This window comes from Rhodococcus sp. NPDC056743, assembly GCF_042790355.1.
Classification (GTDB): domain Bacteria; phylum Actinomycetota; class Actinomycetes; order Mycobacteriales; family Mycobacteriaceae; genus Rhodococcus_F.
On the sequence record NZ_JBHTZI010000001.1, the window covers coordinates 243127 to 266718 of the forward strand.

The following is a 23592-nucleotide window of genomic DNA, read 5'->3' on the forward strand; positions in this document are numbered from 1 at the left end:
CTATTGACGTGTGGCCCACGGTTGGGCGAGTCGCACGCGTAGCCACGCATCGACGTCATCTCGCGCAGTTCTTGCAATTGCCGTGGGGTGACCCGTGAACCCGTGTGGAGACTCGGGATAGATCCGGAACTCGCCGTTATTCCCGGCGGCGACAAGCCGACCTGCCATCGCGAGGTTGTCTTCCAGCAGTACGTCTGCGGTTCCGATGACAAGCAGCGCCGGGGGGAGGCCACGGAGGTCGCCGTAGATAGGGGAGATGTCCGGGGCAGTGCGGTCTTCTACATGACCGGCGTAGGCCTGGATGAAGTATTCGTCTGCGATCTGGCGTCCCGCCGGGGTTAGCGCGCTCAGGTCATAGGTACCGAACTGTAGTGCGGCACAAGTGAATCTGTCGACGGATCCCTTGTCTCGGAGCCGGAGCAGGGTTGCCAGAGCGAGTGTCGCTCCCGCTGAGCTCCCGCCGATCGCCAGGCGGGATGTTCCGAAGTGGGTATCGGCATGTTCGACGAGCCAGAGCGCCACAGCTTCACAATCATCGGGAGCGGCCGGCCAGGGGTTTTCGGGAGCCAGTCGGTAGTCGACGCTGACGACGGCGATGCCGAGTGTGTCTGCCAACTCCCGGTTGCGTGCGTCTCCTCGTGCCGCGGAGCTCATGTAGAAGCCGCCCCCGTGAATGTCGAGATAGACTCCCCGCGCCAGGCCGACAGTGGGGGTGAAGATCCTCACGGGGACAGCTATTCCCGCCGTCTCGACGATTTCTTCGATCGCCGCCGGATCAGTGGGGGACGGCGTAGACATGCTCGCCCGAACCTTCGTCAACTCTTCGTAGGTGCTGGGACCACGGCCGGCTACCCGTGACGCGTAGAAGGCTCGAGCTTCATCAATCTTTTCCGCAGGAATGTCGACCAGTAGATCGTTCAGTGCGAACCGCACGCGTCCTCCTCGTATCCAGGTGCCTGCTGAACATACGCCTGTGAGTCGACTGAAAAGGGTCATCGGAGAAGCTACGGTCTCGACGTCATGGCTACTGTTGCCGATGTGGTTGCGGACAGTCTCGAGGGGAACGTCCGGTGAATATCTCGTTCTTCGGGAAAAGTGCAATGTGGCGTTGCAATGAGATTTAGCGTCGCCTCGTGATCCGCAACCAGACCTTCCAGCACCTGCTCGCCTCGGGGAATATCGGCCCTATGGCCGTCCCTAACCGCGTGGTTATGCCCGCTATGGACATGAACCTCTGTGAAGACGGTGAAATCGAGAAGGGCGACATCGACCACTTCGTGGCGCGTGCGGCCGGCGGAACAGGGCTGATCATCACCGGTGCTTGCGCAGTCGCCTATCCGGCCGGATCCGCGAGTACCAAGGAACCGGGCCTGTCCGAGGATCGGTTCATTCCGGGGCTCACAGCGCTTGCAGACGCCGTCCACGCAGCAGGGAGCAAGCTGTGTGTTCAGATGACGCACCACGGCAGGATCGCGCGGATCGACACCGTCCAGGACCGCCCGATGCTGGTCCCGTCGACGCCTTCTGCTCCCCGTGACAGGTCTGCGCTGGCCGACAACACTCCCGAAGAGCTGAAGAAGATGGGAGCTGTTACTGCGGGAAAGCCGGACACTTATCACGAGGCCACCCAGGATGACATCGACTGGTTGGTGCGCACTTTCGCCGAGGCTGCCAGGCGAGTGAAGGCTGCGGGCGCCGACGCCGTGGAAATCCACTGCGCACACGGCTACGTTCTCGGTGGCTTCTTGAGTCGGGCCGACAACAAGCGCGCCGACGGGTACGGCGGTTCCCTGGAGAATCGGGCGCGGTTGGCGGTCGAGGTGATTCGAGCAGTCAAGGCGGAGGTCGGGGACACGTTAGCGGTCTTGGTCCGGGTCGCAGGCCGTGAGTTCGGTGAAGAAGACGGCCTGACCACCGAGGAAGCTGTCGCGGCGTCGAAGATGTTCGAGGTTGCCGGCGCCGATGCGATCCACGTCACGGGTTGGGCCCGCAATTCCTTCTCGAATTTCACCGATGGCCCGCTGCCGGACAAGGTCGGCGCGTACATCGAATTGGCCGGCGCAGTGAAGTCAGCCGTATCCATCCCAGTCATCACCGTCGGCCGGGTGCTGCCCGAAGTTGGCGACAAGGCAATCGCCGAAGGCAAAGCCGATTTTGCGGCGATGGGACGCCAACTGCTCGCTGATCCGCAATTGGTGAACAAGCTCAAAGCCGGGACGCCGGAGCGCGTCCGACCTTGCATCAATTGTTATGTGTGCGTTCAGGAAAACTTCTGGGACGGCACTCCACTGTGTGCGGTGAACCCCGCCTTGGGCAAGGAAACAATGCTTCCGCTCGTGCGCACCGCTACTCCGAAGCACGTTGTTGTTGTCGGTGCGGGTCCCGGCGGGCTCGAGGTTGCTCGCGTGGCGTCCGAGCGCGGACACCGAGTTACAGTGCTGGACAAGTCCGATCGTCTCGGCGGCACACTCTGGTTCTCCAGCCTTACGACGCCGGACAACGGTCGTCTGCTGAAGTGGCTGAAGGTCGAGGTCGAGCGATTGGGTGTTGACATCCGGTTGAACACGGAGGCCACCGTCGCTTCGATCAAGGCCCTGGATGCGGACGTGGTTGTAGTGGCCACGGGCGCAGTTCGTGATCGGCCCAGTGTTCCCGGTGGTGATCTGCCGCATGTGCACACCGGTGACACGTTGCGCGCCTTGATGACCGGTGCCGGTGACACTTCGCAGGTGCCGCCTTTCCTTCGGATCGTGGCCAGACTGGGCAAGCTCTCCGGCATCACCAAGAGCCCCGCCGCAATCCGAACTGTGACTCGCAAATTCCTGCCGATGGGCAAGAACGTCGTAGTCATCGGTGGCTCTCTTGTCGGACTGGAACTTTCGGAGTTCCTGGCCGAGCGTGGCCGTAACGTGACGCTGGTCGAGGAAGGTCAGCAGCTCGGTGTGCCGATGGCGATGCCGCGTCGCTGGACTGCTGTTCGGCACGCAAACGAGATGGGCGTGACCATTCATCGCAACGCGACGGTCGGGCGAATTACCAAGGAGCACGTCGAGTTCCGCGTCGGCGACAAGACGCTGACCGCGCCGGCGGACCTGGTTGTCGTGGCTTCGGGTGTCTCGGCACAGGCGCCGCTCGCCGACGCGCTGGTAGGCGTGGTCTCCAACGTGCAGGTAGTGGGCGATGCCGTCGAGGTCGATTACATCGAGGGTGCAATACACACTGCGTGGAAAGTCGCAACGACTCTGTAAGCGGCGTTGGACTGTTGCTGGTGGATGTGCGCGCATTGCCCACCCACTGACTGACCGCCGGGCAGGGATTGGGGCTGCTGACAACCTGATCGATGAACGATCAGGTCGCCAGCAGCCTCCTGCGCTGGATCGAGTCTAGTTCTTCCATACTTCGTCGAAGAGCACCATGCCGTCGATGTTCAGCTTGACTCCGTGAACGTTCTCGTTCCACACGTCGATCTGTGGAACGTTGCCCCAGACCTGCCACGGCACAGTCTCGTTGGCGCGTTCCTGGATTTTGGCGAGGACGGCCTTCTTGTCCGCGTCGGTGGTGCTGACACCGAGCTGGTCGATCAGGGTGTCCATCTGAGCATCCGAGTAGCCGATGGTGTTGTTAGGGCTGGTGGACTTGAGACTCGAGTAGAGACGCTCGAACGGATCGGCCTCGGGCACCGAGACCGCTGCGGAGCTCATATCGTAGTTGTGGTCGACGTACATGCGCTTGATCAGATCGGCTGCGCCGGTGACGTACTCGATCTGCGCGTCGAACCCGACTGCGTTGAGCATCGCCTGCACACCCAGAGCGGTTGCCTGCGCGGTCGGCTCCTGCATCGCGAGATAGGTGACCTTACCGTCGTAACCGTCAGCCTTGGCCTGATCGAGCAGTTCCTTCGCCTTGGCCGCGTCGAGACCGATCGGTGCGACGTCGTTGTGCCACCGCGAAGTGTCCTGGAAAATTACCTGGCCGGGCAGACCCTGGCCGTTGTTGACGCGAGTGTTGAGAGTTTCCGGGTCGATGGACAGAGCCATTGCCTGACGGACACGCAGGTCGGAGCCGGGGCGACCCTCGGCCATGTTGACGTTTGCGATGTAACCGAGCGACGGGATGTCGAGGAAGCCCGGGTTACCGTTTTTGATCAGATCGAGGATCGGGGCGAGCGTCCGGATGTACGTTGCGTCGATGCCGCCGGTCTTGAGCGCGTCAGCGGTTGCCTGGGCGCCGACGATGCTGATCAGCTTGAGCTTGTCGACGTTGGGTGCGCCGCCGTAGTAGTCGGGGCGGGCCGCGAGTAACAGTTCTTCATTGGGAGAGAACTTTTCGAGAGTGAAGGCGCCGGCGCCGATGGGGGTGAACGTCTCACCCTGCTGTGCGGTCGGGGAGACGATCATGCCCGGCCCGGCCGCGAGCATGGACTGAATGCCGGTCCACGGACTGCTCAGGTTGAAGACAACCGTCGTCGCGTCCGGGGTATCGATCGAGGCAACCTTGGCGGCCCAGACAGCCGACGACGGTCCCCTGTTGGTGACGTAGCGGTTGAGGCTAGCGGCGACGGCCTTGGAGTCGAATGGTGTTCCGTCGCTGAAAGTGACGCCGTCACGTAGCTTCAACGTCCACGATTTGGTATCCGAACTCGGCTCTAACGACTCCGCCAACTGCGGCACGAACTTCTGCTGGACCCCGTCGTAGCGCACCAGCACGTCATAGATCGCGCCGAGTTCGCTGCCACCGGCAGAACCGGCAGCCTGGCTCTTGGCCGGATCAAGTGTCGTCACAGCGGAATAACCGCTGAACGTCAATGTTCCGCCCTTGGTGGGGTTGCCGGGATCGGTTTGCTCGTTGACCATGCCGATCTTGAGCGCGGAGCCCGACTCGGCAGATTCACCGCCACCACTATTCGACCCGTTGTCGGCGCACGACGCCAAGAACATGCTTGCGGTGATCGCCAGGGTGACCGCGGCCAACCTGCGATTCCCGCGGCGGGAACTACGAATCATGTGAACGCCTCCAAATTGAGTATGAGTGAAATCTCCAGCGAAGATTCCTCAGCATGGGATGTGCCTCGTGTTGAATGTCGGGTTGTCGCACTCGTCGGAACTGGCGAATACTTGCCATCCGAATTTGGTGCTGTCTGAAAGGTATTCGTGTTCGTTCGGCCGACGTGCTGGTACGCCACTCGGTGCGGATCGGTGAGTTGAATTCCGCGGAACGTAGCGCCCAGGGGCTCGACGGTGACAACGTTCGGTGAACACTGCCGATGCGGTCACGACGTTCGGCTGAAGCACGTCGTGACGAATCGGCAGAGCAAGGGGGTCGGTGGACACTCGGGTGAGGTCCAGGTTTCAGATGTATTGCTTTCGCTCGCCGAACCGGATGTGTCTCGGGGTCGCCAACCGTCACCTCAGCGCGGCCCGACAACAAGTACGAAGTGAGTTGGGCCACTTTTCAGTGCCCGTTGATTTGACAATAGACAAGCGTCTACTGTCAAGGGGTGGCCGAGTCGAAGTCAGTGGGAAAAGCGTGGGGTAGAGACGAAGTCCGGCATGCAGTGCTGCGGGCGGCCCGAACAAAGTTTGCCGCCAAGGGGATGTCGGTAACGCTTCGGGAGCTGGCGCAAGATGCCGGGGTCAACCTCGGGCTCATTCACAAACATCTAGGTAACAAGGACGACATCCTGCGTGCAGTCCTGGTGCGCAACAGTCAACAGTCTGCGAACGTCGTCGAGAGTGTGGAATCACTTGCAGACGCTGTGCGTCGTCTATTTCTCGTAGGCGTTGCAGATCCCGACTATGTACGAATAGCTACGTGGCTGATTTTGGAGGGTCGAACTGATCTACTTCCGGCAGACGAAGCCGACGGCGGGTCCATCCTCGCTCGGATCGATCAGTCGTCCGACTCGGCAGATGTACGTATCATGCTCGGGCTCGCTGCAATTGCCGGCTGGTCCCTGTTCGGAAGTGAAATCCTGAACAACGCAGACGTTGCGAGCTCCGACCGTGTAAATGTCGAATTGAGGATGGCTGATCTGCTGGGCGCAATAGTTGAACTGCCGGAGTTCGGGCCTGGAAACGTGAAGAGTCCGTAGCGTCGTGGCTCAATTCGTCTGATCCCCGCGACGTTTCGTGGTCATCGGCGGTTCGTGCGCCCGGGAGTTTTTTGCACGTCTGTGGAGCGGTAGATTTGCGATGCACCTTCAACTTTGGGCTTGCCTGACAGCCGACGGTAGGCCCCGCGAGCAGCGGTTCCGAACACCGTTCGTGGGAACGGTGGTTCGGGGTGCCGCTGAACTGTGATCGGGGACGCCAGGGGGCGCTGCCTCCAGTTGGTTGGCCATGGTGTTGCCGTGAACGACGTAGGTTCGTCGAGGTACTGGACCGTGCTGCGTTGGGCACCGAACGATGTGCGAATCGACGAGTAATCAGCGGTAACTTCGACCTGGAGAGAGCCGTCGACAACAGACAGCACCCATTTATCCATTTCCTCGAGCGGCGCGGCGGATCCACGGTCACATCCGTCGCAGGCACAGTCGGGAATCGACGCCAAGCACACCGCTGGGTCGCCCGCAGCGATCGAGATATTGAACGGATGGTTGCTGTCCACCGGAGTGTGCGTCGTCAATACCAGCGGAACCGCAACGCCAGTCACAGGTTCGAGGACGGTGTCGGTGCCGCCGGATTCGGAGGGGCGAAGTGCCCACTGCACGGGTGAAGCTTCTCGCGCCCAGCCTCGGTCGAGGAGAACTTGTGTCCACGCCTGCGCCCTGGCGACCACGATCAGGTACTTCTCCGGGTCAGTAGAACGCTCGTAGGCCGTTTCGTTCAGATCCGAGCCATCCTTGTACGGGTTCGGCCACTCAGGAGTGTGTGCTCCGATGACAGTGAATGCCGTGTCGACGTCGACGAGCAGTTCGCAGATATCCTGCGAGAGTACCGAAGTGCCCTCATCCCAGCCGGTTTCGTGCAAGCTGCGAACGCCGTCGTTGCAACGCTCCCACCACGACCCTGCTGCCATACCAGCGACCTTACCCGGCGTCGGGCCGCTCATCTGTCCTGCGGCACCGTCGTCACTTGCCGAATGACACGAGTGACAGCCGAGAATATCGATCAGTTACCGGCTCGGGCAAGCAAATCGCGTGCGGGAGAACTTCCGTCGAGTAGCCGGGTAGTGCGCTGTTTGATTTTCCACTCACCCAGGATTTTTACGAGATCGAACCGGTTCGCTGCGACACGCCAGACCCGGAACGAATCTTCGCCTTCATTACGCCGCAGTAACTGAGAATGGCCCGTCGCAACTGCTTTGTCTCCGTCGACGACGATGTTGAGCGGACTTAGAAGATGGCCGCAACCGGTGTTGATGTAGTCCTGGTGGGGTGTAGTGCGCACCATCTCGATGATGTCGGAGCGACCGGTCAGAGTACGAATATCGATGTCGTACACGGCATCCTCGGTCCACATGGCACCGACCTTCTCAGCCTCTCCGGCGTCGACGGCGGGACCGTATGCGGTAACGAGCTTCTGGATTGCAATCTCGTCTTCGAGTATTTGCACTCGTTCGAGGAGCGAGTGGACTAGCTCGGTGATATCGGTCATCGGAGCTCCTTGGTGTGGTCAGGCAATCAGGTGCTTCAGCCAGCTTCGAGTGGAATATGAACGTATGTCAACGAATTCGGCGTTGCGCTCCGCAGGTTAGCAATCGTGTACTCCGCAGGGTGGTTGGTATCAAAGAGTGGGATGGGTCGGACTCGACGATCAATCCACCAAGTTTCTGTCTTTCAACGTCCCGGTGAATGGGCAAGACACTTCCCAGTCGCCGAGTTACCCACACTTCGTTGCCGTTGAATCGGACAGCCGGCATATCCGTCCATGAAGTGTGAACCGCACGTATCGGCCAGATCCAAGACGACGTGATGGTCGGGATTGGAGCTGATCGAGTATGTGGTGCAAGCGGGGGAGCATGGCGCGTACGGCGTCGGGGTCGACGGAATGGGCGATGCTTGCGAAGCCTGAGTGTGTTGTCACGAGATCAGGTTATGCCCGTGAGACCGACCGATTCGGTATCCAGCCTGCCGGCATTGAAGTCAGAGTTGAGCGATCAACTTTGTTCGGGCAAGGCGCAGTGCACGTTTCGGCGCCGCTGGCGCATTAATTGAAACTGGGGGACTCAGGGTTTTCCTGGATGAAGCGCAGGTTGTGAACCTCTAGGCTACCGCCATGGATTTGATTGTGTGGATTGTCGCGACGCCGATTCTTGCGGCAGCACTCGCGGTTGCCATGCGACGAACGCTGGGGGCGAAAGTCGGATGGCCGCGAACTCTGGTGGTCTCGGTTATAGCTCTCTCGGTGGGTGTTTCGTTGTCGAGCTACGCCGCAACACTCGCGGGAATTGCGAGCTCGGACGGCCAACTTCTGGTGAGTGAGGGACTGGCGCTCACATTCTTCGGAGTCGCCGCGCTCTGGGTGTTCGCGGCGTGCCTGGCTGTGTTGGTCTTCCTTGAAGTTGTCATTCCTACGGGGTCTCTACCCGGTGTGCCAGATGCATTGCGGCGCAGCCGAAAATCGTGGCTCAGAACGAAGCGGTACGTCCAGATCATGGGAATCGTCGTGCGAGCGGGAGGCGGGCCGGCTTTGCGTGCCGGACCGTCCGCACCTCAGTTCGGGGACGCGCTGGTGGAAGTCATCAACCGGTGCGGTGTCACATTCGTCAAGTTGGGGCAGATCCTCGGCACGCGAGACGACCTTGTTCAACCCGAGTTGGCCCGCGCTCTGTCGACACTCCAAAGCTCGGCGCGCCCGGCTGATCCCGAGCGCATCGCCGAGGTGCTGGCATCGGAACTCGGCGACGTCCCCGAGTCTGTGTTCGCATGGTTCGATGCGGAACCATTCGCCGCAGCCTCTGTCGCACAAGTACATTCCGCGCGCACCACCGATGGCACCGATGTGGTGGTGAAGGTTCAACGACCCGAGGCGAGCGCACAGGTGAGCGTGGATTGCGATATCTTCCTTCGCGTTTCATCCCTCGCGGAAACCCGATTTCCCTGGGCCCGCGATATCGGCGTTCATCGACTCGCCGGTGGGCTCGTCACGTCGCTGCTCGAAGAACTCGATTACCGTACCGAAGCCGCGAACACCGCCGCGATTGCTGCCACCATGGTGAACCGTCCGGACGTTGTCGTTCCGCATATCTACCACGACCTCAGTAGCGGACGGGTGGTCGTGATGGAACGTCTCCACGGCACACCACTGTCCGACGGCGAGGCAGCGCTCATCGACCTTGACAGCGACACCCGCAGCAGAATTGCCAACGAACTCCTCGCATCACTGCTCGACGGGATCTTTGTCCACGGGGTGTTCCACGCGGACCTGCACCCGGGCAACATCATGATCCTTCACGACGGACGGATCGGGCTACTCGACTTCGGCGCAGTGGGAGTGCTGGACGGTGAGACGCGGATATTGTTCGCAGTGCTCCTGAACGCCGCCCTCGCCGGCGACCCGGTGGCCACCGTCGACGCGATGCTGATGGCATTCGACGTACCCGACGAAGTGGAACGCGGGATGCTACGTCATCAGGTGGGCCGAGAGATCACCCTGCTCAGTGTTCAGCCCAATGTTTCCATGGCATCCTTTGCACGGATGTTCACCGTGCTTCGAGAACACCGAATAGGAGTGCCGGGAGACGTCGCCGCCGCATTTCGTTCACTCGCGTCATTGGAGCGCGGACTCCGGCTTCTGGATCCGAACATCGACCTCGTCGGCGCCGTTCGCGCCGAAGTGCCCCGGCTGTTGACCCAGGTAGCCAGCCCGACCGCAGCCGCGCAGGCGATCCTGTCGACGGTGGCGGTCACAACCGCGGTGGTCAGGCGTCTGCCTGGTCAGTTCGACCAGATCGCAACCTCACTCGCGTCGGGAAGCTTCACGCTCCGTACCCGCTCTGTGGCGCACCCCGACGACAGGCGGTGGCTCCGCCGGTCTGCGAACAACGCACTGGGAACGGCGGCTGGAGTTGCTGCGCTGATCGTCGCGGCGATCCTGCTGTTCGTACCCGGCCCGCAGCTCACACCTCAGTTGTCGAGCTACGCACTCGTGAGTGCGGTTCTAGGCTTCATCGGGGTTGTTTTGTGCATGCGGACCGTGTTCCGAATATTCACCCTCGACGGCAGGCGATGAACACTGACGGCAGGCGGTGAACACTGACGGCAGGCGGTGAAAACCTCGTTTTCCGAGGAAGTTTGCCCGATCTCAACGAACGGGAAATGTGTTGGGACGGAGTCAGTCCGGGGCTTTGTCATCGGGATCTGTCGGCAAGGTACGTTTCCGTTCGGCTGCGTTGCCCGGCACTGCCGCTGCTTCTCGCTCGGCGGCGATACGTTCTTCGAGACCGTCCACCAATTCGGACAGTTCACGGTCACGTTTGGTGGGCGTGGCTACCTCGCCGGATGAACGTTCGTCAGCGGGATTGTGCGACTGTGACTCGTTGTCGGGATTATCCGTCGTATCGCCATCGAACTGTGCGCTCAATGTCATCGCCTCCTTCTTCTCTGCCTGCGACTCTACGGCTTCAACCAGACAGGATCATCGGTGCTGGTCAGCGCGCTGGTGCAAAATTCTTCGGATGGCGGGGCGATGACAATACGAGGATGCGGCTGATCCGCACTCTGCGCATCGTTGACTGAGCTGAGTTCCAATCCACACTCGCCGCGGGGAGCAGGGCCCGACTCTTCTTCAAGATCATGCACTTCGTTGCCGACAACCGAGTTGCCGACATTCGCAGCTCTCCGAAAATGGGTACGTTCGCATTGCAGCCTTATACACCTGCGAGGCAGTCTCACTGATCGGAATGAAAAAGTTGTATCAAGAGTCACATTGTTACCGTTTTCCTGCGAATTCGACCCATGAGGAGCATGAATGCGGACAACGGTGAGACCAACTAGACCGCTGGCAGGCTATGCCGAACGTCGATACGAACGGTCCCGACCAGTTTGGCTCATATTGACCGTGTTGATCACGGTCGAGGTGATCAGCGCATTCGAGACGTCGATGATGTATGCGGCGCTGCCGACTTTCGCCGAGATCTTCGACGCCGACGCCTCAGCTGTTGGATGGTCCGTGACGGCATTCCTGCTCGTCGCTGCGTCTTCCGCTGCAGTGTGCGGCAGGCTCGGGGATATGTACGGGCGCGAACGCGTTCTTATGTTCGTACTGGCATTCGCCACTGTCGGTTCGGTGGTGAGCATGGCGCTCGGAACGCTGGAGGGCATCATTATCGGCCGCTCTATCCAAGGCGTCGCAGGCGCGATTCTCCCGCTGTGCATCGGTTTGGCCCGTGAACATCTGCCTGCGGAGAAGGTTGCGATGGCTGTCGCTCTGATCGCCGGATCCGCCATTGCAGCCGGTGCCGGGTCGCTGGTCGTTGCGGGTGTGATCATCGATCTGGGCGATTGGCGGTACATCTTTGTTGTTACTGCCGTCTACGCGATTGTCTGCATCATCCTGGTGGAAGCGGTACTGCCGTGGCGGCGTCGGACCTACCATCGACAACCTGTCGATTTCGCGGGAGCAGCGGGACTTGCCGTGGCAGTCGCTTCTATTTTGTTGGGGCTTACACAGGGAAAGTCGTGGGGTTGGGACGATTCCCGGGTACTCGGGCTTCTTGTCGTCGGCACCGTGATCTTTGCCTGGTGGGTGAAGTGGGAGCTGAACTGTGCATCCCCAATAGTCAACTTGCGCTTGCTTGCTGAACGCAACATCGCTTTGACGATGCTCAGCACAATCGCTCTCGGACTAGGTCCCATCGGCGTGGTCACCATGCTTATTCCGATCATCATGCAATCACCGAAGACATCACCGTTCGGGCTCGGACTTTCACCCACCACCGCAGGACTCCTGTCTTTCATCGGCGCGATGGTCGGCATGTTGTTCACACCGCTCGCCGGCAAATTGGCAGCGTCGGTGGGTGCGCGTACCGCGTTGCTGATCGGTACCGCATTGTTCCTCGGCGCCTGTTCCGGGTTTCTCGTGTTCCACGGTTCTGTCGTGGGAATGACAATGCTGATCGTCGTCGTCTCGATAGCAACGGCTTTCGCGTACACGGCGTTGTCGAACCTTCTCGTGGAATTCGTTCCCGAGCACAGCACCAGCGAGACTGTTGGCAGTCAGTCGGTTGTCCGAACTGCGGCGATGGCAGTCGGAACGTCGATCACGACCGTTCTGCTCGCGTCTCTGGTGGTTCCGGGAACGTCGACACCAACAGTTGCCGCGCTCGCTGCTGTCTGCGCGATGCTCGTGGCCATGTGCGTCATCACGATCATTCTTGCTCTCGGAATCAGGTACGAGAAGCGCTGACAGGCAGGCCGTGACTCGGCGGTGACGGCCGCAACATACCAACTTCGAGCGGGGCTATTTTGAGCCAATCCGCTTTGGAAATCCCGCTGACTGGGCATCCGGGCCATCCTGCGCCGCGCCTGCCCTAGCGTTCTACCTCGATAAACCACGTGAAGGGATTTGTTCAATGGCTAAGAATCAGGCACCTCCCGCGAAACGGGCCCACGACATTGCCGTCGACCTGCTGGTGATCGGGTCCGGTACTGGCATGGCTGCCGCCCTCACCGCAAACGAACTCGGATTGTCCACGCTGATCGTGGAGAAGACGCAGTACGTGGGCGGCTCGACGGCGCGCTCCGGTGGGGCGTTCTGGATGCCTGCCAACCCGGTGCTGGCAGAAGCCGGTGCGGGCGACACCGTCGAGCGCGCGAAGACGTATGTGCATGCGGTAGTAGGGGATACGGCACCAGCCGAACGTGGTGAGGCATTTGTCGACAATGGTGCTGCCACGGTCGACATGCTCTCCCGCACGACGCCCATGAAGTTCTTCTGGGCCAGGGAATACTCCGACTACCACCCCGAACTTCCGGGCGGTAGCGCTGCCGGCCGCACCTGTGAGTGCCAGCCGTTCGACGCGTCGGTATTGGGGGACGAACGCGGTCGACTGCGCCCCGGTTTGATGGAAGCCGGGCTGCCGATGCCGGTGACAGGTGCGGATTACAAGTGGATGAACCTGATGGCGAAGAAGCCGACCAAGGCTTTTCCGCGCATCATCCGCCGCTTGTCACAGGGCGTTTTCGGTAAGTACGTCCTCAAGCGTGAATACATCGCAGGCGGTCAGGCGCTTGCCGCCGGCCTGTTCGCGGGCGTCGTGCAGGCAGGTATCCCGGTGTGGACGGAAACGTCCTTGGTTCGCCTGATCACCGAGGGCGACCGCGTAACCGGTGCAATCGTCGTGCAAGACGGACGTGAGGTAACGGTGACGGCTCGGCGCGGCGTTGTGCTCGCCGCCGGCGGCTTCGACCACAACATGGAGTGGCGCCACAAGTACCAGTCGGAGAGCCTCGGCGAGCACGAGAGCCTCGGTGCCGAGGGCAACATCGGCGAGGCGATCGAGGCCGCGCAGGAGTTGGGTGCAGACATCGGTTTGATGGACCAGTCGTGGTGGTTCCCGGCAGTGGCGAGCATCAAGGGGCGTCCACCGATGGTGATGCTCGCCGAGCGGGCGCTGCCTGGTTCGTTCATCGTCGACCACACCGGTCGACGCTTCGTGAACGAGGCCACCGATTACATGACGTTCGGTCAGTGTGTGCTCGATCGGGAGAAGGCCGGCGACCCCGCAGAGTCCATGTGGATCGTCTTCGACCAGGAGTACCGCAACAGCTACGTGTTCGCTGGCGGCATCTTCCCGCGCCAGCCTCTTCCGCCGTCGTTCTTCGAGTCGGGTATCGCGCATCAGGCGAGCAGTCCGGCCGAGCTCGCCCGTAAGGCCGGTCTGCCTGAGGATGCCTTCGCCGAGGCCTTCCAGAAGTTCAACGATGCCGCAGCGGCCGGTAGTGATGCCGAATTCGGTCGTGGCGGAAGCGCATACGACCGGTACTACGGTGACCCGACAGTGTCTCCGAACCCGAACCTGCGGCCGCTCGACAACAAGGCCCTCTACGCGGTGAAGATGACATTGAGTGACCTCGGCACGTGTGGCGGCGTCCAGGCCGACGACCACGCCCGAGTCCTCCGCGAGGACGGCAGCACCATCGACGGGCTGTACGCGATCGGCAACACCGCCGCGAATGCATTCGGCCACACGTACCCGGGCGCGGGTGCGACGATCGGCCAGGGGCTGGTTTACGGCTACATCGCGGCGCAGCACGCAGCGGCGAAGTAGTTCAAGGACTTAACAGCTCCACCAACGGGAGATCAACGCGCGTATCCGATGACGGAACGTACGCTGATCTCCCGTTCGTGCATGGCCGGAATCGCCGGGGCAAGAGCTCGCGATAATTGCTTCAACTACTGCTTCGGCAGGCGCCCGATTGGGTACGTATGTGGTGGTCCAGTGCACTCGCCGATTTCGGTAGCACCGACAAGGCTCGACTTCGCAAGGCAACCTTCGCCAGTGACGACCGACACGGAAGTGCATCTGCACCTCGAGGCACACGAACATACGGATCGGAAGGAAAACTCTTCCCCTCCGCTCCGGTCGAGGAGATGAATCACATGTCATCATCTACCCACGCATCGATGCACACGCACCCTGACATCATCGCAATGCGCGAGCGATACGATCAGGCCGCCGAAAAACCGACTGCCCAAGTTGTCGAGGGGCTGATGTTGTTGTCCGGACTGTATGTAGCGGCGTCCGCGTGGATCATCGGTTTCGCCGCTCAAACCAACCTGAGTGTCACCAACTTGATCTGTGGTGCTGCGATCGGGTTGCTGGCCGTGGCATTCGGATCCGCTTACGGCCGCACCCACGGAATGACATTCGTTGCACCACTACTCGGGATCTGGCTGATCGTCTCCCCTTGGATCGTTGCGGGTGTCGATACCAGCTCTTCCATGATCTGGTCCAATACGGTTGTGGGAGTAGTTGTCTGCGTTCTAGGTCTCGCCACTGCCGCACTGGGAATGGGGCGCGGTCTTCAGCGACGCCAACCGGAGCCGCGATGATTACCGGTGAACGCGGCCAGGTACGCGGCCATCTGGAGCCGCACTTCCAGGAGTGCGGCTCGGACTGTGTCGAGTGCCGTGTTGCGTGTCGCCGTTGCGCGCGACCCGCGAGGCGATTGACGAGTGCCGCGTTACCAAAGTGATTCTCACCCTGCGAATCTGGAAAAATCGGGATCACGCAATGATGAACACGATTCTGCAGTCGTAGTATCGAACTCACGGGAGATGCATCAGCTGCCTCGCAAGGCCGAAGAGGCGGTTGGCGAGCTTGATGACGGGGATGCCGAGAGGGATCAGAATTACCGTCACGCACAGCACTGCACCGACAAGCCACACCACCGCCGCAAGGATCCCCAGCACTGTGCCGAGCACAGCCATGACGATCCCTAGCAGCGCGTTAAGCAAACCTCGGAGCGCACGCATCATGACCTCCTTTCTCCAGTCTCCGCTTCTCCGGATCGGGGCGCACCCCCAATCGAGGTAGTGTGCTCGAACCGCGCGTTCGGAAACTTCCCTGTTGGCACAGTATTTCTCTGTTAACCAACAGGATTGGGCAAGAGTGCGCTCGCGAACGTTGTCCATCTCGATCGGGTGAGAGAGCAGCACCTTCGAGAGATAGGGCTGCGTCCTTCGCAACTGCCGTGAGATTTTCACCTACCGCCCACCGTTCTCGGGGGATTGATTGCTGTGATCTACAGTGTTGACGCGCAACGGAATGCGGCGTTGGCTGGGCATCACCCGATGGCCGGAAGGCCGTCATGATCTTCTCTTCGGGCCGGCGCGTCGGAGTCAGCGGTTGCGACGCTGATCATCACGAGCGGTGGCGGAAAGGCGACTGACGGAAACTGTTCGGCCCACAATCGCCGAAGAGAATGAACTGCCATGAGCATCGTGAAGAAATTCAAGCACAAGGCCGAAACCGCAGAGGGCGTCATCAAGAAGACTGTCGGCAAAAGCGTGGGAAACGAAAAGACGGAGGCCGAGGGTCGTGCGGACCAGGCCATGGGCGAGGCCAAACAAGCCGGCGACAAGCTCGAGGAGGCCGGACAAAAGTTCAAGCACGTCTTCAAGCGCTGACGTGCCGCACCTTTTCCCGGCGTCTCCTATCAGGCGTCTCCACTGGCGAGAGCACGACGCGCGCATCTCGAAGCAGGCGGCGGTAATTGTGAATACGAGCAGCCGAATCGCCGGCGCCGGTGGGGGCCGTTCTCGAGTAGTTGGAAACCCACCCTCTCCTTGCGGACTCGGTGCAGGTTTCAGAATGAGTGAGCCGGGTAACAGTGAAAGGACGTGGGTTGAATAGGAGTGACATGGATCCAGTGGTGTGGACGGAATCTGACGAGCGCGAATCTTGGTGGCGCGAAGTACTGGGAATCGACAACTGCGCACAGGATTAGCCTCGGGCGTTGTTCAACAACCGCAACGTAGGCGCTGCCAAACAAAACCCGATCATTCGCATTGAATACTCCACCTTCCCTTCGAAAAGCCGCAGACCACGACAAAGAGGCCGCCGTCTGCGCTGCACAGCATCAGTCGCATCGACGCGACGCGGTAAAACAGGTACCCATGTAGGTAATTCGACCGGTACCGGCGCGTATCGCTGCCGTCCAGAATCTCGCAGCGAAACCTCTGCAGGCGATCAACGGCTTCTATCGATACTTTTCGGCTGATACGGAACGTTCGGCATTGACCGCCATACCCTTCCTTCGATAAATATCTGTTTTCCCCCGGCGAGTCGCCTCTGCGCCCCGGGGAGAGCGCCCGACTCGATCGACCTTGAACGAATTATTGTGGCCATCATTGATTTTGGGCGATCCGAGAAACAATTAGGGTTCCATTTTCGGATTGGTGTCGGGGTGGAAACGGGCGGGCAGAGCTCTCGGAATGCGCCGATCGTATGGATCCGCATTCGCGTCCTCAGTTCCACTGACGGGTGATCACTGACCGGATGTCGCAGACGTGATATCGACCGGTCGGGTGGAGACGACGAAGACAGGTATGCGCCTGGGTAATTCAGCCGTCGCATGCAGCGTCTGGACACGACATCGTATGAAGCGATTCCCATCCGCAACGCAAGGATCTGCATGCTTCACCCCTCAATGCCCGACAACCCGGGTAGGCACCCGCCCCCGTTGATCAGAATTCGACATGCGTTCAGTTCCGTGAGCTAGCATTTCGAAGCCCTCGATACGAGGATCGGTTCCACCCTGTCTGGCGACGGATCCAGGTTCCGCCAGGACTATCGCCGGCAGGCACTGAATATTGTTCGGACCCACTCTCCGCCACGTGCGGGGTTCGCGGTACAACCGCGGCGTCTTCAGGATGGGCGCACCACCGGAGGGGTCTCAATCCGGCCAGGCAAGTTCGGCACCGCAACCAGGAACACTGCGTTCCCGATGCCGGTGCCACCGAGCATGCCGCCGGGCGTCCACGAGCTCATGGGGTTCTGGACGTTCCGTTTGACACCCAGGCGTCCGCAGTAGCGAGAGTCGCCAGTGCACCTCTCGTCGCGGCGCGTTCCGAAATGTTCATTCCAACGGGGTCGGTGCTGTACGCCATGCAGCTCAGCACGTACTGAGTGCTGCCTGCCTGGTCGAGACTGCGCCTGCTCCGACCACATCAGTCAAGGAAAAAATGAGTAAGCACAACAAACGCAAGACTTCCAACACAATTCGATTCATCGCCGTCACTGCAGGAGTGGGCTCTCTGGTGGGCGCCGGGGCTGTAGTGAATGCAGGTATGGCCAGTGCGCAAAGCTGGTCGGCGAGCTGCAACTGGGAGTGGCCGGTAAATGGGTCACTCTCGCAGGGCTACCACGGAGGACATGACGGCGTTGACTTCGCTGTCAATGTCGGCACCGTGCTCCACGCACCTACATCGGGCACTATCTCTGTTGCCGGACCGAATGATCCGGGTGGATATGGCACGTACATCCAGTTGGAAGCAGATTCCGGCGAGCAGATCCAGATGGGTCACCTCTCCGAAACATGGGTCGGCGTCGGGGAGCACGTTCAGGTTGGCGACCAGATCGGTGCAACGGGCAACACCGGTAGCTCCACCGGTCCGCATTTGCATCTCCGCATTCACAGTGGCGGGGCCGTCGATCCCATGTCATTCCTGAGTTCGGTCGGCGCGTGCGACACCGGCGCGAGCAGCGTGCCTGCGCCGGCACCCGAACCCGAACTTGCGCCTGCACCGGAGCCGGAACTTGCGCCTGCGCCTGCGCCGGAACCTGCGCCTGCGCCGGAGCCGGAACTTGTGGCTGCGCCTGCACCCGAACTTGCGCCGGCACCCGCACCGGAACCGGAACCGGCTCCGGTTGTTGAAGCTGATGTGTCCGGAACCTCACCGGTAGAAAGCGTTCCAGAGGAGCAGGCTCCTGTATCGGGCGAATCCGTTGTCGTTGCGGCTGGCGATACGTTGTTCGCTATCGGTGCAGAACGAGGGCTCACCTGGCAGGCGGTTTGGGACCTGAATCCGCAGATCGTCGACCCTGACCAGATCTTCGTCGGTGACATCATCAATCTGTAAGTCCATCGCGCCCGTCTGGTTCGGCAGCTAGGCGAGATTCAGAGTTCCAGTTGGTGCGCGTGAATGCTGCAGCCGGGCCGTGAAATACGGCCCGGCTGTTGCCGTACTCCGGCAGCGAAACGTGGGCCGCGGTTCGCCTCGCGCCCCTGAGTGAAGAACTCGAGCAGTTCAGATATTGCCGAGATCGGTAAGCACCTGATCGAATGCGCCCGTGCGCCCGGGTGATACAACTTTTTCGAAAATCGTCAGTACGCACTCGTCGAGAGCATCCGCTGCCGAGATCGTTCTCCGAGTGACGGTCTTTCTCCGGGACCACCATCCACGCGCCATGCGGGCCAACAGGATTCCGTCACGTAGGGCAGATGCCTTTCGGCCTGATGAATGCGCGAATAGATATGTCCTACCTGAGATGACTACTTCACAGCTCTTGTTCTTCCTGCGCATCGCCTTCGGCTTCTGATCGAGGAATGTGCCGATCGTGCCGTCAGGCAGGCGGAGTGTGGCGAGATGGCCCTTGCGGAGCGTATGCGTCGTCCGATCGTGAGTAACCACCGACGATTCCCGATCCCGCCTGCCGGTTGAGCTAGCGATTCTGTCGACGGGGGTCGGAAACAACTCGCCACGCATGATCCCCGACGGGTCGAATATCGCAATTGTCGAGCCTTCTTCAGACGGTTTCACGAACCACCCGGTTTCGGTGGGACTGTTGTTCCAAGTCATGCGGAGGATTATCCCTTCTCCGCTCCACTTATGAGGCATCGGAACTGGAAACCCGGATCGATGTCGACGACAGCCTTTCACCGTTCCGACCGCGCCTTCCTCATATCGAGCAGTTCGCTGATCGCATTGACAGTGGTCGTGTCGACGCAATCACAATGTCGGTTGGGAGAGAAGGTAAATGCGTGAGTGAAGACAGGTTTCGTCGACAACGCGGATCATCGACCGCTGAACTGCGCCGTACAGCGGATCGTGACAAGCAACCGAATCATCACGGTCAGCAGAGCGAGCTAGGTGAGTAAAAAGATGGCAATCGCTCCACTCATCTCAGCGGTACCCTGGCCGTCGCCGAGTATGTGCGTCCCGTAGTTGCAGTCTGACGAGAATCGGCTGCCCCTTCGTTCCGGTCATGGTGCTCTCCGAAATCAGGTAAGTGGTTTACCGCCCGTAACTCTCGAACTTCTCCTTGGGCATTCTCGCTGGGATCAACGGGATCCAGATCGGCTCTGGAGCAATGGCATTGACTCCGTCCCCAGTTCGGACTCTTATTGCTTTTCGGCCGACCTGCTCGACCCAATTGGCTGTTTCCTGCGCGTCTGCGTCTTCCTCGTCGAGATCACTCAACACCACATCTGCGCCTTCGTACGCGTGTGTTCGGGTCCGCGGTGACGTCAAGGCTTCAGTTCTTTGCAGTCTTCTCCTATCAGTTTTCGACAGGAACGCCGAGATGGTCGGCTAGACGGTTCATCGTTGCGGCAATCTGTTCTTCCGTGACCCTCGGGAATCCAGCAGCTTGGCGGAACTCCGCGTCGGCAACGCCGGACCAGTCGTATATCTGGGTGAGTCCGGTGCTGCCTTCCGAGACGACGTCGAGCCGCCATGACCACCGCGTACCTCGTGGTGCCATGCCGCGACGGTTCGGAATCCAACCGATCTCTTCGTCGAGTCGGTAAACGAATACGGTGTTCTCCATGACGTACTCACCAAGTGCCGGCTGATACATCTGCATCGTGAACGTGTCGCCGACACCGTTCAACGGCTTCGGATCGATGGCGCCCCTGAGCATGTCGGAGCCATCGATATTTGCCTGTACCTCGGGGTTCGCCAGTGCGGCGAATATCGACGAGGTGGGTGCGCCGATGACGCGCCGGACGACGAGTTCGTCTGACATGTGGGGCTCGCTTTCGATGATAGACAAAGGTTTTCGTGCTCTGAACCGTAGTGCGGACCGTCTATGTGAGCTCGGCGGACAATCGCTCGGCGCTCAGCCTCCTGATGGAAGGTGCCGCGAAGTAGCGCGTTCAGGGAAGTGAGCGCCAGTTCCGTTCTGTCGTGTCCTCCCGTTCCCCGACACTCGAACGCGCCGTACTTCTGTCTGTGTGTGCCTGTGTAACTGCTGAAATCTATACCAGCAAGCATAGATAATTAGCAAAGCCAATATCGGAAAGAAGCGTTCCATCTGGCCTCCGTGCGTCGGATTTGGCGAATAGTGTCCGCGGAGAGCTCGGCGACGATCCGATTGCCCCGACTCTGACGCATAAAATCTGTAGTGTGTAAGTTAGATTTACTGTTGCGACTATCCGAGTCGAGACGTGTGCGGGATCCGCTCATGATCAGGGGGTGTTACATGACAGGACTGCCGGTGGCGCGTAATTTTTGCGCTGGAGGCGGAATGTTCGGTGCTCGCCACGCGATTGCTCAGTTGAGTGAACCCCGACGGAGAGGTCTGAACCCGCAACATCGAGATGTTGAATTCGCGATCGACGACGACAGCTTGGCGAGCATGTAGTCGGATCGAATTCTTTCGGTGATCGCTATGGTGAATTACGAACCTACACTGGGAGGCTTGAAATATGGTGGTACGCAAAATCGCTCGTCCGTTGCTCTCCACGTTTTTCATCGCAGGAGGAATTGATGCACTGCGTGATCCGGCCCAGCGAGCAGTTCACGCGGCGCCATTGATCGACAAAGTTGTCGGAACGTTGCCCGAATCGGTTAAGCAGAAGATTGCTACGGATCCGGAAACTCTCGTCAAGATCAACTCGGCCATCCAGATTGGGGGCGGCGTGTTGTTGGCCAGCGGCAAAACGCCCCGGCTTGCGTCGCTAGCCCTCGCCGGCACCCTGGTACCCACCACGCTCGTCGGTCACGATTTCTGGAACGAGACCGATACCTCGGTGCGCGCCATGCAGCGTACTCAGTTCATCAAGAATGTCAGCTTGCTCGGTGGGTTGATAATCGCCTCGGTCGACACCGAAGGAAAGCCCTCCCTCGGGTGGCGGGGACGTCGCGCCGCGAAAAAGGCGCGGGCATCATTTTCCGCCGCACTTCCCCTGGTCACTGCGCAAGGCCATCACGCTGGTTCTCGTATCGAACACGCAATGGCAGTGGCATCGGAGCGCGGCTCCGAACTCGGTGACAATGCCACATCGCACGGCGCGGATTTCATCGAACTGGCCCAGGAACGGGGTTCGGAGATTGCCGAGATCGCAGGCAAACGGGCAGTGGAAATTGGCGAAGCTGCAAAGGAGCGCGGGCCGGCTCTCGTGGAAGTCGCACAAAAGCGTGGCTCCGAATTTGCCGAGACCGCGCGCGAGCGTCGGGACGAACTTGCAGAGTTGACGCGCAAACACAGTGCTGAAATCGCAGAACTCGCACGTGAGAAGAGTAGCGACTGGGTCGATGCTGTATCCGAGCAAACCGAGGTTCAGGGAAAGCGGGCACGAAAGCGCGCCGAGGCAGCACTCGACAAGGTTCGCGCCAAGAAGGACGAGTTGGCACACTGAATAGGTTGAAAATAGGTGAGGCGGTTTGTGCCGTATGGCAATTCGCCGACGAATACATGTGCCTCGATCCCCATCGAACGCGTCGAGGGAAAGCTGATTTCGCGGCTTTCCCTCGACGGGATGTCAGTGCGCGAAGGCCTTCTTCGCAGGTCGATCGGCGGCGCTGTTTCTGAGTTGTTGAACGACCTCGTTGATCGCGGTCACCAGTTTGTATGCGAGGTCTTGACTGAAGCCTTCGCGTAGCACGATGCGCAGGACGGCTACGTCCTCGGCATCAGCGGGCATCGTGTAGGCGGGGACTTGGAAGCCGCGTGCTCGCAGTTCGTGGGAAATGTCGAAAACGGTGAAGCCTGGGTCGTCGACGACTTCGAAGGACAAGACCGGGATGGCAGTGCCGTCGGTGATGATGTGCATGTTGTCGATCTTCGAGATCGCAGCAGAGAGCATCAGTGCGGTATCGCGGAGGGATTCCATGATCTGGGTGTAACCGGCTACACCGAGGCGGATGAAGTTGTAGTACTGCCCGACCACCTGATTGCCTGATCGGGAGAAGTTCAGGGTGAAAGTCGGCATGTCTCCACCGAGATAGTTGACGCGGAATACGAGATCTTCCGGTAGATATTCCTTCGAGCGCCAGACCACGAACCCGATGCCCGGATACGTCATTCCGTACTTGTGGCCGCTGACATTGATCGATACAACACGCGGAATCTTGAAGTCCCACTTGAGTTCCGGATGCAGAAACGGGACGACGAAGCCTCCGCTCGCGGCGTCGACGTGCAGCGGCACATCTGGGCCGCCGTTCGCTGCGATCTCGTCGAGTGCTTGTGCGATTTCCGCAACGGGTTCGAGTTCGCCGGTAAAAGTGGTGCCGAGAATCGCAACTACACCGATGGTATTCTCGTCGACAGCGTCGCGGACCTGTTCGGGGGTGATCACGTAGCGGCCCTTGGCCATCGGAAGGTACTTCGGTTCGACGTCGAAGTATCGACAGAATTTTTCCCAGACGACCTGGACATTGCTACCGAGGATGAGATTCGGTTTCGTAGCGTCTTTGCCTTCCTGCTCGCGGCGTTGCCTCCATCGCCACTTGAGGGCGAGTCCACCGAGCATGACGGCCTCGGAGGAGCCCACTGTGGAGACCCCGGTCGCGGAGGCCGGGTCGGATGTCAGTCCTTCGGCATGGAAGAGGTCGGCAACCATGTTGACGCAACGAGTTTCGATTTCCGCTGTTGCTGGATACTCGTCCTTGTCGATCATGTTCTTGTCGAAGGTTTCGGCCATCAGACGATCGGCTTGCGGGTCCATCCAGGTGGTGACGAACGTGGCGAGATTCAATCGTGAACTACCGTCGAGCATCAACTCGTCGTGGATGAATCGGTATGCCGCTTCCGGGTCGGATTCGGCTTTGGGGAGCCGTAGCGCGGGAATCGGATCTGTACCGAGCCTGCCGGTGTACGCGGGCGCGAGGGTTTCGGTGGGAGCTGCAAAAATATCTGACATCTTTCTCCTCCAATAGTCGAACGAGCGATTACGGATCAGTCGGACAGTCCAGAATTGAG

General features: G+C 60.2%; 19 protein-coding genes. 9 read left to right on the plus strand and 10 right to left on the minus strand.

Translation table 11 applies throughout. The annotated features are described in order from the left end of the window. Positions 1-933 (minus strand): alpha/beta hydrolase, encoded by a 933-nt coding sequence (locus ACFRFQ_RS01070; protein ID WP_378652003.1) that lies wholly within the window; start codon positions 931-933, stop codon positions 1-3. 254 nt (positions 934-1187) lie between these two features. On the opposite strand from ACFRFQ_RS01070, the gene ACFRFQ_RS01075 reads away from it, so the two are divergent. Further along, a complete protein-coding gene (locus ACFRFQ_RS01075) occupies positions 1188-3248 on the plus strand; it encodes an FAD-dependent oxidoreductase (protein ID WP_378653480.1) in 2061 nt (686 codons plus the stop codon). 135 nt (positions 3249-3383) lie between these two features. Here the strand turns inward: ACFRFQ_RS01075 and ACFRFQ_RS01080 are convergent, their stop codons facing one another. After that, positions 3384-5003, minus strand: coding sequence for an ABC transporter substrate-binding protein (locus ACFRFQ_RS01080; RefSeq protein WP_378652006.1), 1620 nt, complete (start codon positions 5001-5003; stop codon positions 3384-3386). A gap of 494 nt (positions 5004-5497) precedes the next feature. Between ACFRFQ_RS01080 and ACFRFQ_RS01085 the strand changes: the two genes are divergently transcribed. Beyond that, positions 5498-6091, plus strand: coding sequence for a TetR family transcriptional regulator (locus ACFRFQ_RS01085; RefSeq protein ID WP_378652009.1), 594 nt, complete (start codon positions 5498-5500; stop codon positions 6089-6091). A 41-nt stretch (positions 6092-6132) separates the two neighbouring features. Here the strand turns inward: ACFRFQ_RS01085 and ACFRFQ_RS01090 are convergent, their stop codons facing one another. Next, complete coding sequence (locus ACFRFQ_RS01090) at positions 6133-7050, minus strand: DUF6226 family protein (protein WP_378652012.1); 918 nt, start codon at positions 7048-7050, stop codon at positions 6133-6135. 59 nt (positions 7051-7109) lie between these two features. Beyond that, positions 7110-7595, minus strand: coding sequence for a nuclear transport factor 2 family protein (locus ACFRFQ_RS01095; protein WP_378652015.1), 486 nt, complete (start codon positions 7593-7595; stop codon positions 7110-7112). A gap of 621 nt (positions 7596-8216) precedes the next feature. Between ACFRFQ_RS01095 and ACFRFQ_RS01100 the strand changes: the two genes are divergently transcribed. Then, positions 8217-10172: an ABC1 kinase family protein gene (locus ACFRFQ_RS01100; RefSeq protein ID WP_378652018.1), complete on the plus strand. Its 1956-nt coding sequence runs from the start codon at positions 8217-8219 to the stop codon at positions 10170-10172. Positions 10173-10274: 102 nt separating this feature from the next. Here ACFRFQ_RS01100 and ACFRFQ_RS01105 read toward each other — a convergent pair whose 3' ends face one another. Then, positions 10275-10529 carry a hypothetical protein gene (locus ACFRFQ_RS01105; RefSeq protein WP_378652023.1) on the minus strand — a complete coding sequence of 85 codons (255 nt, stop codon included), beginning with the start codon at positions 10527-10529 and terminating at the stop codon, positions 10275-10277. A gap of 381 nt (positions 10530-10910) precedes the next feature. Between ACFRFQ_RS01105 and ACFRFQ_RS01110 the strand changes: the two genes are divergently transcribed. The 3 genes from ACFRFQ_RS01110 (at position 10911) to ACFRFQ_RS01120 (ending at position 14996) form a co-directional block, all read left to right on the plus strand. Further along, positions 10911-12347: an MFS transporter gene (locus ACFRFQ_RS01110; RefSeq protein ID WP_378652026.1), complete on the plus strand. Its 1437-nt coding sequence runs from the start codon at positions 10911-10913 to the stop codon at positions 12345-12347. A 166-nt stretch (positions 12348-12513) separates the two neighbouring features. Continuing rightward, positions 12514-14211 (plus strand): 3-ketosteroid-delta-1-dehydrogenase, encoded by a 1698-nt coding sequence (locus ACFRFQ_RS01115; RefSeq protein WP_378652029.1) that lies wholly within the window; start codon positions 12514-12516, stop codon positions 14209-14211. 332 nt (positions 14212-14543) lie between these two features. Beyond that, positions 14544-14996: an SPW repeat protein gene (locus ACFRFQ_RS01120; protein ID WP_378652032.1), complete on the plus strand. Its 453-nt coding sequence runs from the start codon at positions 14544-14546 to the stop codon at positions 14994-14996. Positions 14997-15212: 216 nt separating this feature from the next. Here ACFRFQ_RS01120 and ACFRFQ_RS01125 read toward each other — a convergent pair whose 3' ends face one another. Beyond that, entirely contained in the window at positions 15213-15419 is a 207-nt protein-coding gene (locus ACFRFQ_RS01125; RefSeq protein ID WP_378652034.1) for a hypothetical protein, read from the minus strand. A gap of 459 nt (positions 15420-15878) precedes the next feature. Here ACFRFQ_RS01125 and ACFRFQ_RS01130 point away from each other — a divergent pair, with 459 nt between their 5' ends. Continuing rightward, positions 15879-16073: a CsbD family protein gene (locus tag ACFRFQ_RS01130; RefSeq protein ID WP_378652037.1), complete on the plus strand. Its 195-nt coding sequence runs from the start codon at positions 15879-15881 to the stop codon at positions 16071-16073. A gap of 1557 nt (positions 16074-17630) precedes the next feature. Next, positions 17631-18527 (plus strand): peptidoglycan DD-metalloendopeptidase family protein, encoded by an 897-nt coding sequence (locus tag ACFRFQ_RS01135; protein ID WP_378652040.1) that lies wholly within the window; start codon positions 17631-17633, stop codon positions 18525-18527. Positions 18528-18695: 168 nt separating this feature from the next. Here the strand turns inward: ACFRFQ_RS01135 and ACFRFQ_RS01140 are convergent, their stop codons facing one another. The 3 genes from ACFRFQ_RS01140 to ACFRFQ_RS01150 all read right to left on the minus strand — a co-directional run bounded on the left by ACFRFQ_RS01140 (position 18696) and on the right by ACFRFQ_RS01150 (position 20415). Then, the gene (locus ACFRFQ_RS01140; RefSeq protein ID WP_378652043.1) at positions 18696-19247 is read right to left on the minus strand and encodes a hypothetical protein; all 552 of its coding nucleotides are present in this window, start codon (positions 19245-19247) and stop codon (positions 18696-18698) included. Positions 19248-19682: 435 nt separating this feature from the next. Further along, positions 19683-19919, minus strand: coding sequence for a hypothetical protein (locus ACFRFQ_RS01145; protein ID WP_378652045.1), 237 nt, complete (start codon positions 19917-19919; stop codon positions 19683-19685). Between the two features lie 28 nt (positions 19920-19947). Further along, on the minus strand, positions 19948-20415 hold the full coding sequence (locus tag ACFRFQ_RS01150) for a hypothetical protein (protein ID WP_378652047.1): 468 nt from the start codon (positions 20413-20415) through the stop codon (positions 19948-19950). Between the two features lie 682 nt (positions 20416-21097). Between ACFRFQ_RS01150 and ACFRFQ_RS01155 the strand changes: the two genes are divergently transcribed. Further along, complete coding sequence (locus ACFRFQ_RS01155) at positions 21098-22030, plus strand: DoxX family protein (protein WP_378652050.1); 933 nt, start codon at positions 21098-21100, stop codon at positions 22028-22030. Between the two features lie 123 nt (positions 22031-22153). Here ACFRFQ_RS01155 and ACFRFQ_RS01160 read toward each other — a convergent pair whose 3' ends face one another. Further along, a complete protein-coding gene (locus ACFRFQ_RS01160; protein ID WP_378652053.1) occupies positions 22154-23533 on the minus strand; it encodes a glutamate decarboxylase in 1380 nt (459 codons plus the stop codon). Positions 23534-23592: the final 59 nt, after the last annotated feature.

What these genes read in the sequence shown, in the direction of transcription:
- ACFRFQ_RS01075 (WP_378653480.1), top strand. Translation starts at nt 1,188, where the DNA reads ATGGCCGTCCCTAACCGCGTGGTTATGCCCGCTATGGACATGAACCTC.
- ACFRFQ_RS01080 (WP_378652006.1), bottom strand. Translation starts at nt 5,003, where the DNA reads ATGATTCGTAGTTCCCGCCGCGGGAATCGCAGGTTGGCCGCGGTCACC.
- ACFRFQ_RS01090 (WP_378652012.1), bottom strand. Translation starts at nt 7,050, where the DNA reads ATGAGCGGCCCGACGCCGGGTAAGGTCGCTGGTATGGCAGCAGGGTCG.
- ACFRFQ_RS01095 (WP_378652015.1), bottom strand. Translation starts at nt 7,595, where the DNA reads ATGACCGATATCACCGAGCTAGTCCACTCGCTCCTCGAACGAGTGCAA.
- ACFRFQ_RS01100 (WP_378652018.1), top strand. Translation starts at nt 8,217, where the DNA reads ATGGATTTGATTGTGTGGATTGTCGCGACGCCGATTCTTGCGGCAGCA.
- ACFRFQ_RS01105 (WP_378652023.1), bottom strand. Translation starts at nt 10,529, where the DNA reads ATGACATTGAGCGCACAGTTCGATGGCGATACGACGGATAATCCCGAC.
- ACFRFQ_RS01110 (WP_378652026.1), top strand. Translation starts at nt 10,911, where the DNA reads ATGCGGACAACGGTGAGACCAACTAGACCGCTGGCAGGCTATGCCGAA.
- ACFRFQ_RS01115 (WP_378652029.1), top strand. Translation starts at nt 12,514, where the DNA reads ATGGCTAAGAATCAGGCACCTCCCGCGAAACGGGCCCACGACATTGCC.
- ACFRFQ_RS01120 (WP_378652032.1), top strand. Translation starts at nt 14,544, where the DNA reads ATGTCATCATCTACCCACGCATCGATGCACACGCACCCTGACATCATC.
- ACFRFQ_RS01125 (WP_378652034.1), bottom strand. Translation starts at nt 15,419, where the DNA reads ATGCGTGCGCTCCGAGGTTTGCTTAACGCGCTGCTAGGGATCGTCATG.
- ACFRFQ_RS01130 (WP_378652037.1), top strand. Translation starts at nt 15,879, where the DNA reads ATGAGCATCGTGAAGAAATTCAAGCACAAGGCCGAAACCGCAGAGGGC.
- ACFRFQ_RS01135 (WP_378652040.1), top strand. Translation starts at nt 17,631, where the DNA reads ATGAGTAAGCACAACAAACGCAAGACTTCCAACACAATTCGATTCATC.
- ACFRFQ_RS01140 (WP_378652043.1), bottom strand. Translation starts at nt 19,247, where the DNA reads ATGACTTGGAACAACAGTCCCACCGAAACCGGGTGGTTCGTGAAACCG.
- ACFRFQ_RS01150 (WP_378652047.1), bottom strand. Translation starts at nt 20,415, where the DNA reads ATGTCAGACGAACTCGTCGTCCGGCGCGTCATCGGCGCACCCACCTCG.
- ACFRFQ_RS01155 (WP_378652050.1), top strand. Translation starts at nt 21,098, where the DNA reads ATGGTGGTACGCAAAATCGCTCGTCCGTTGCTCTCCACGTTTTTCATC.
- ACFRFQ_RS01160 (WP_378652053.1), bottom strand. Translation starts at nt 23,533, where the DNA reads ATGTCAGATATTTTTGCAGCTCCCACCGAAACCCTCGCGCCCGCGTAC.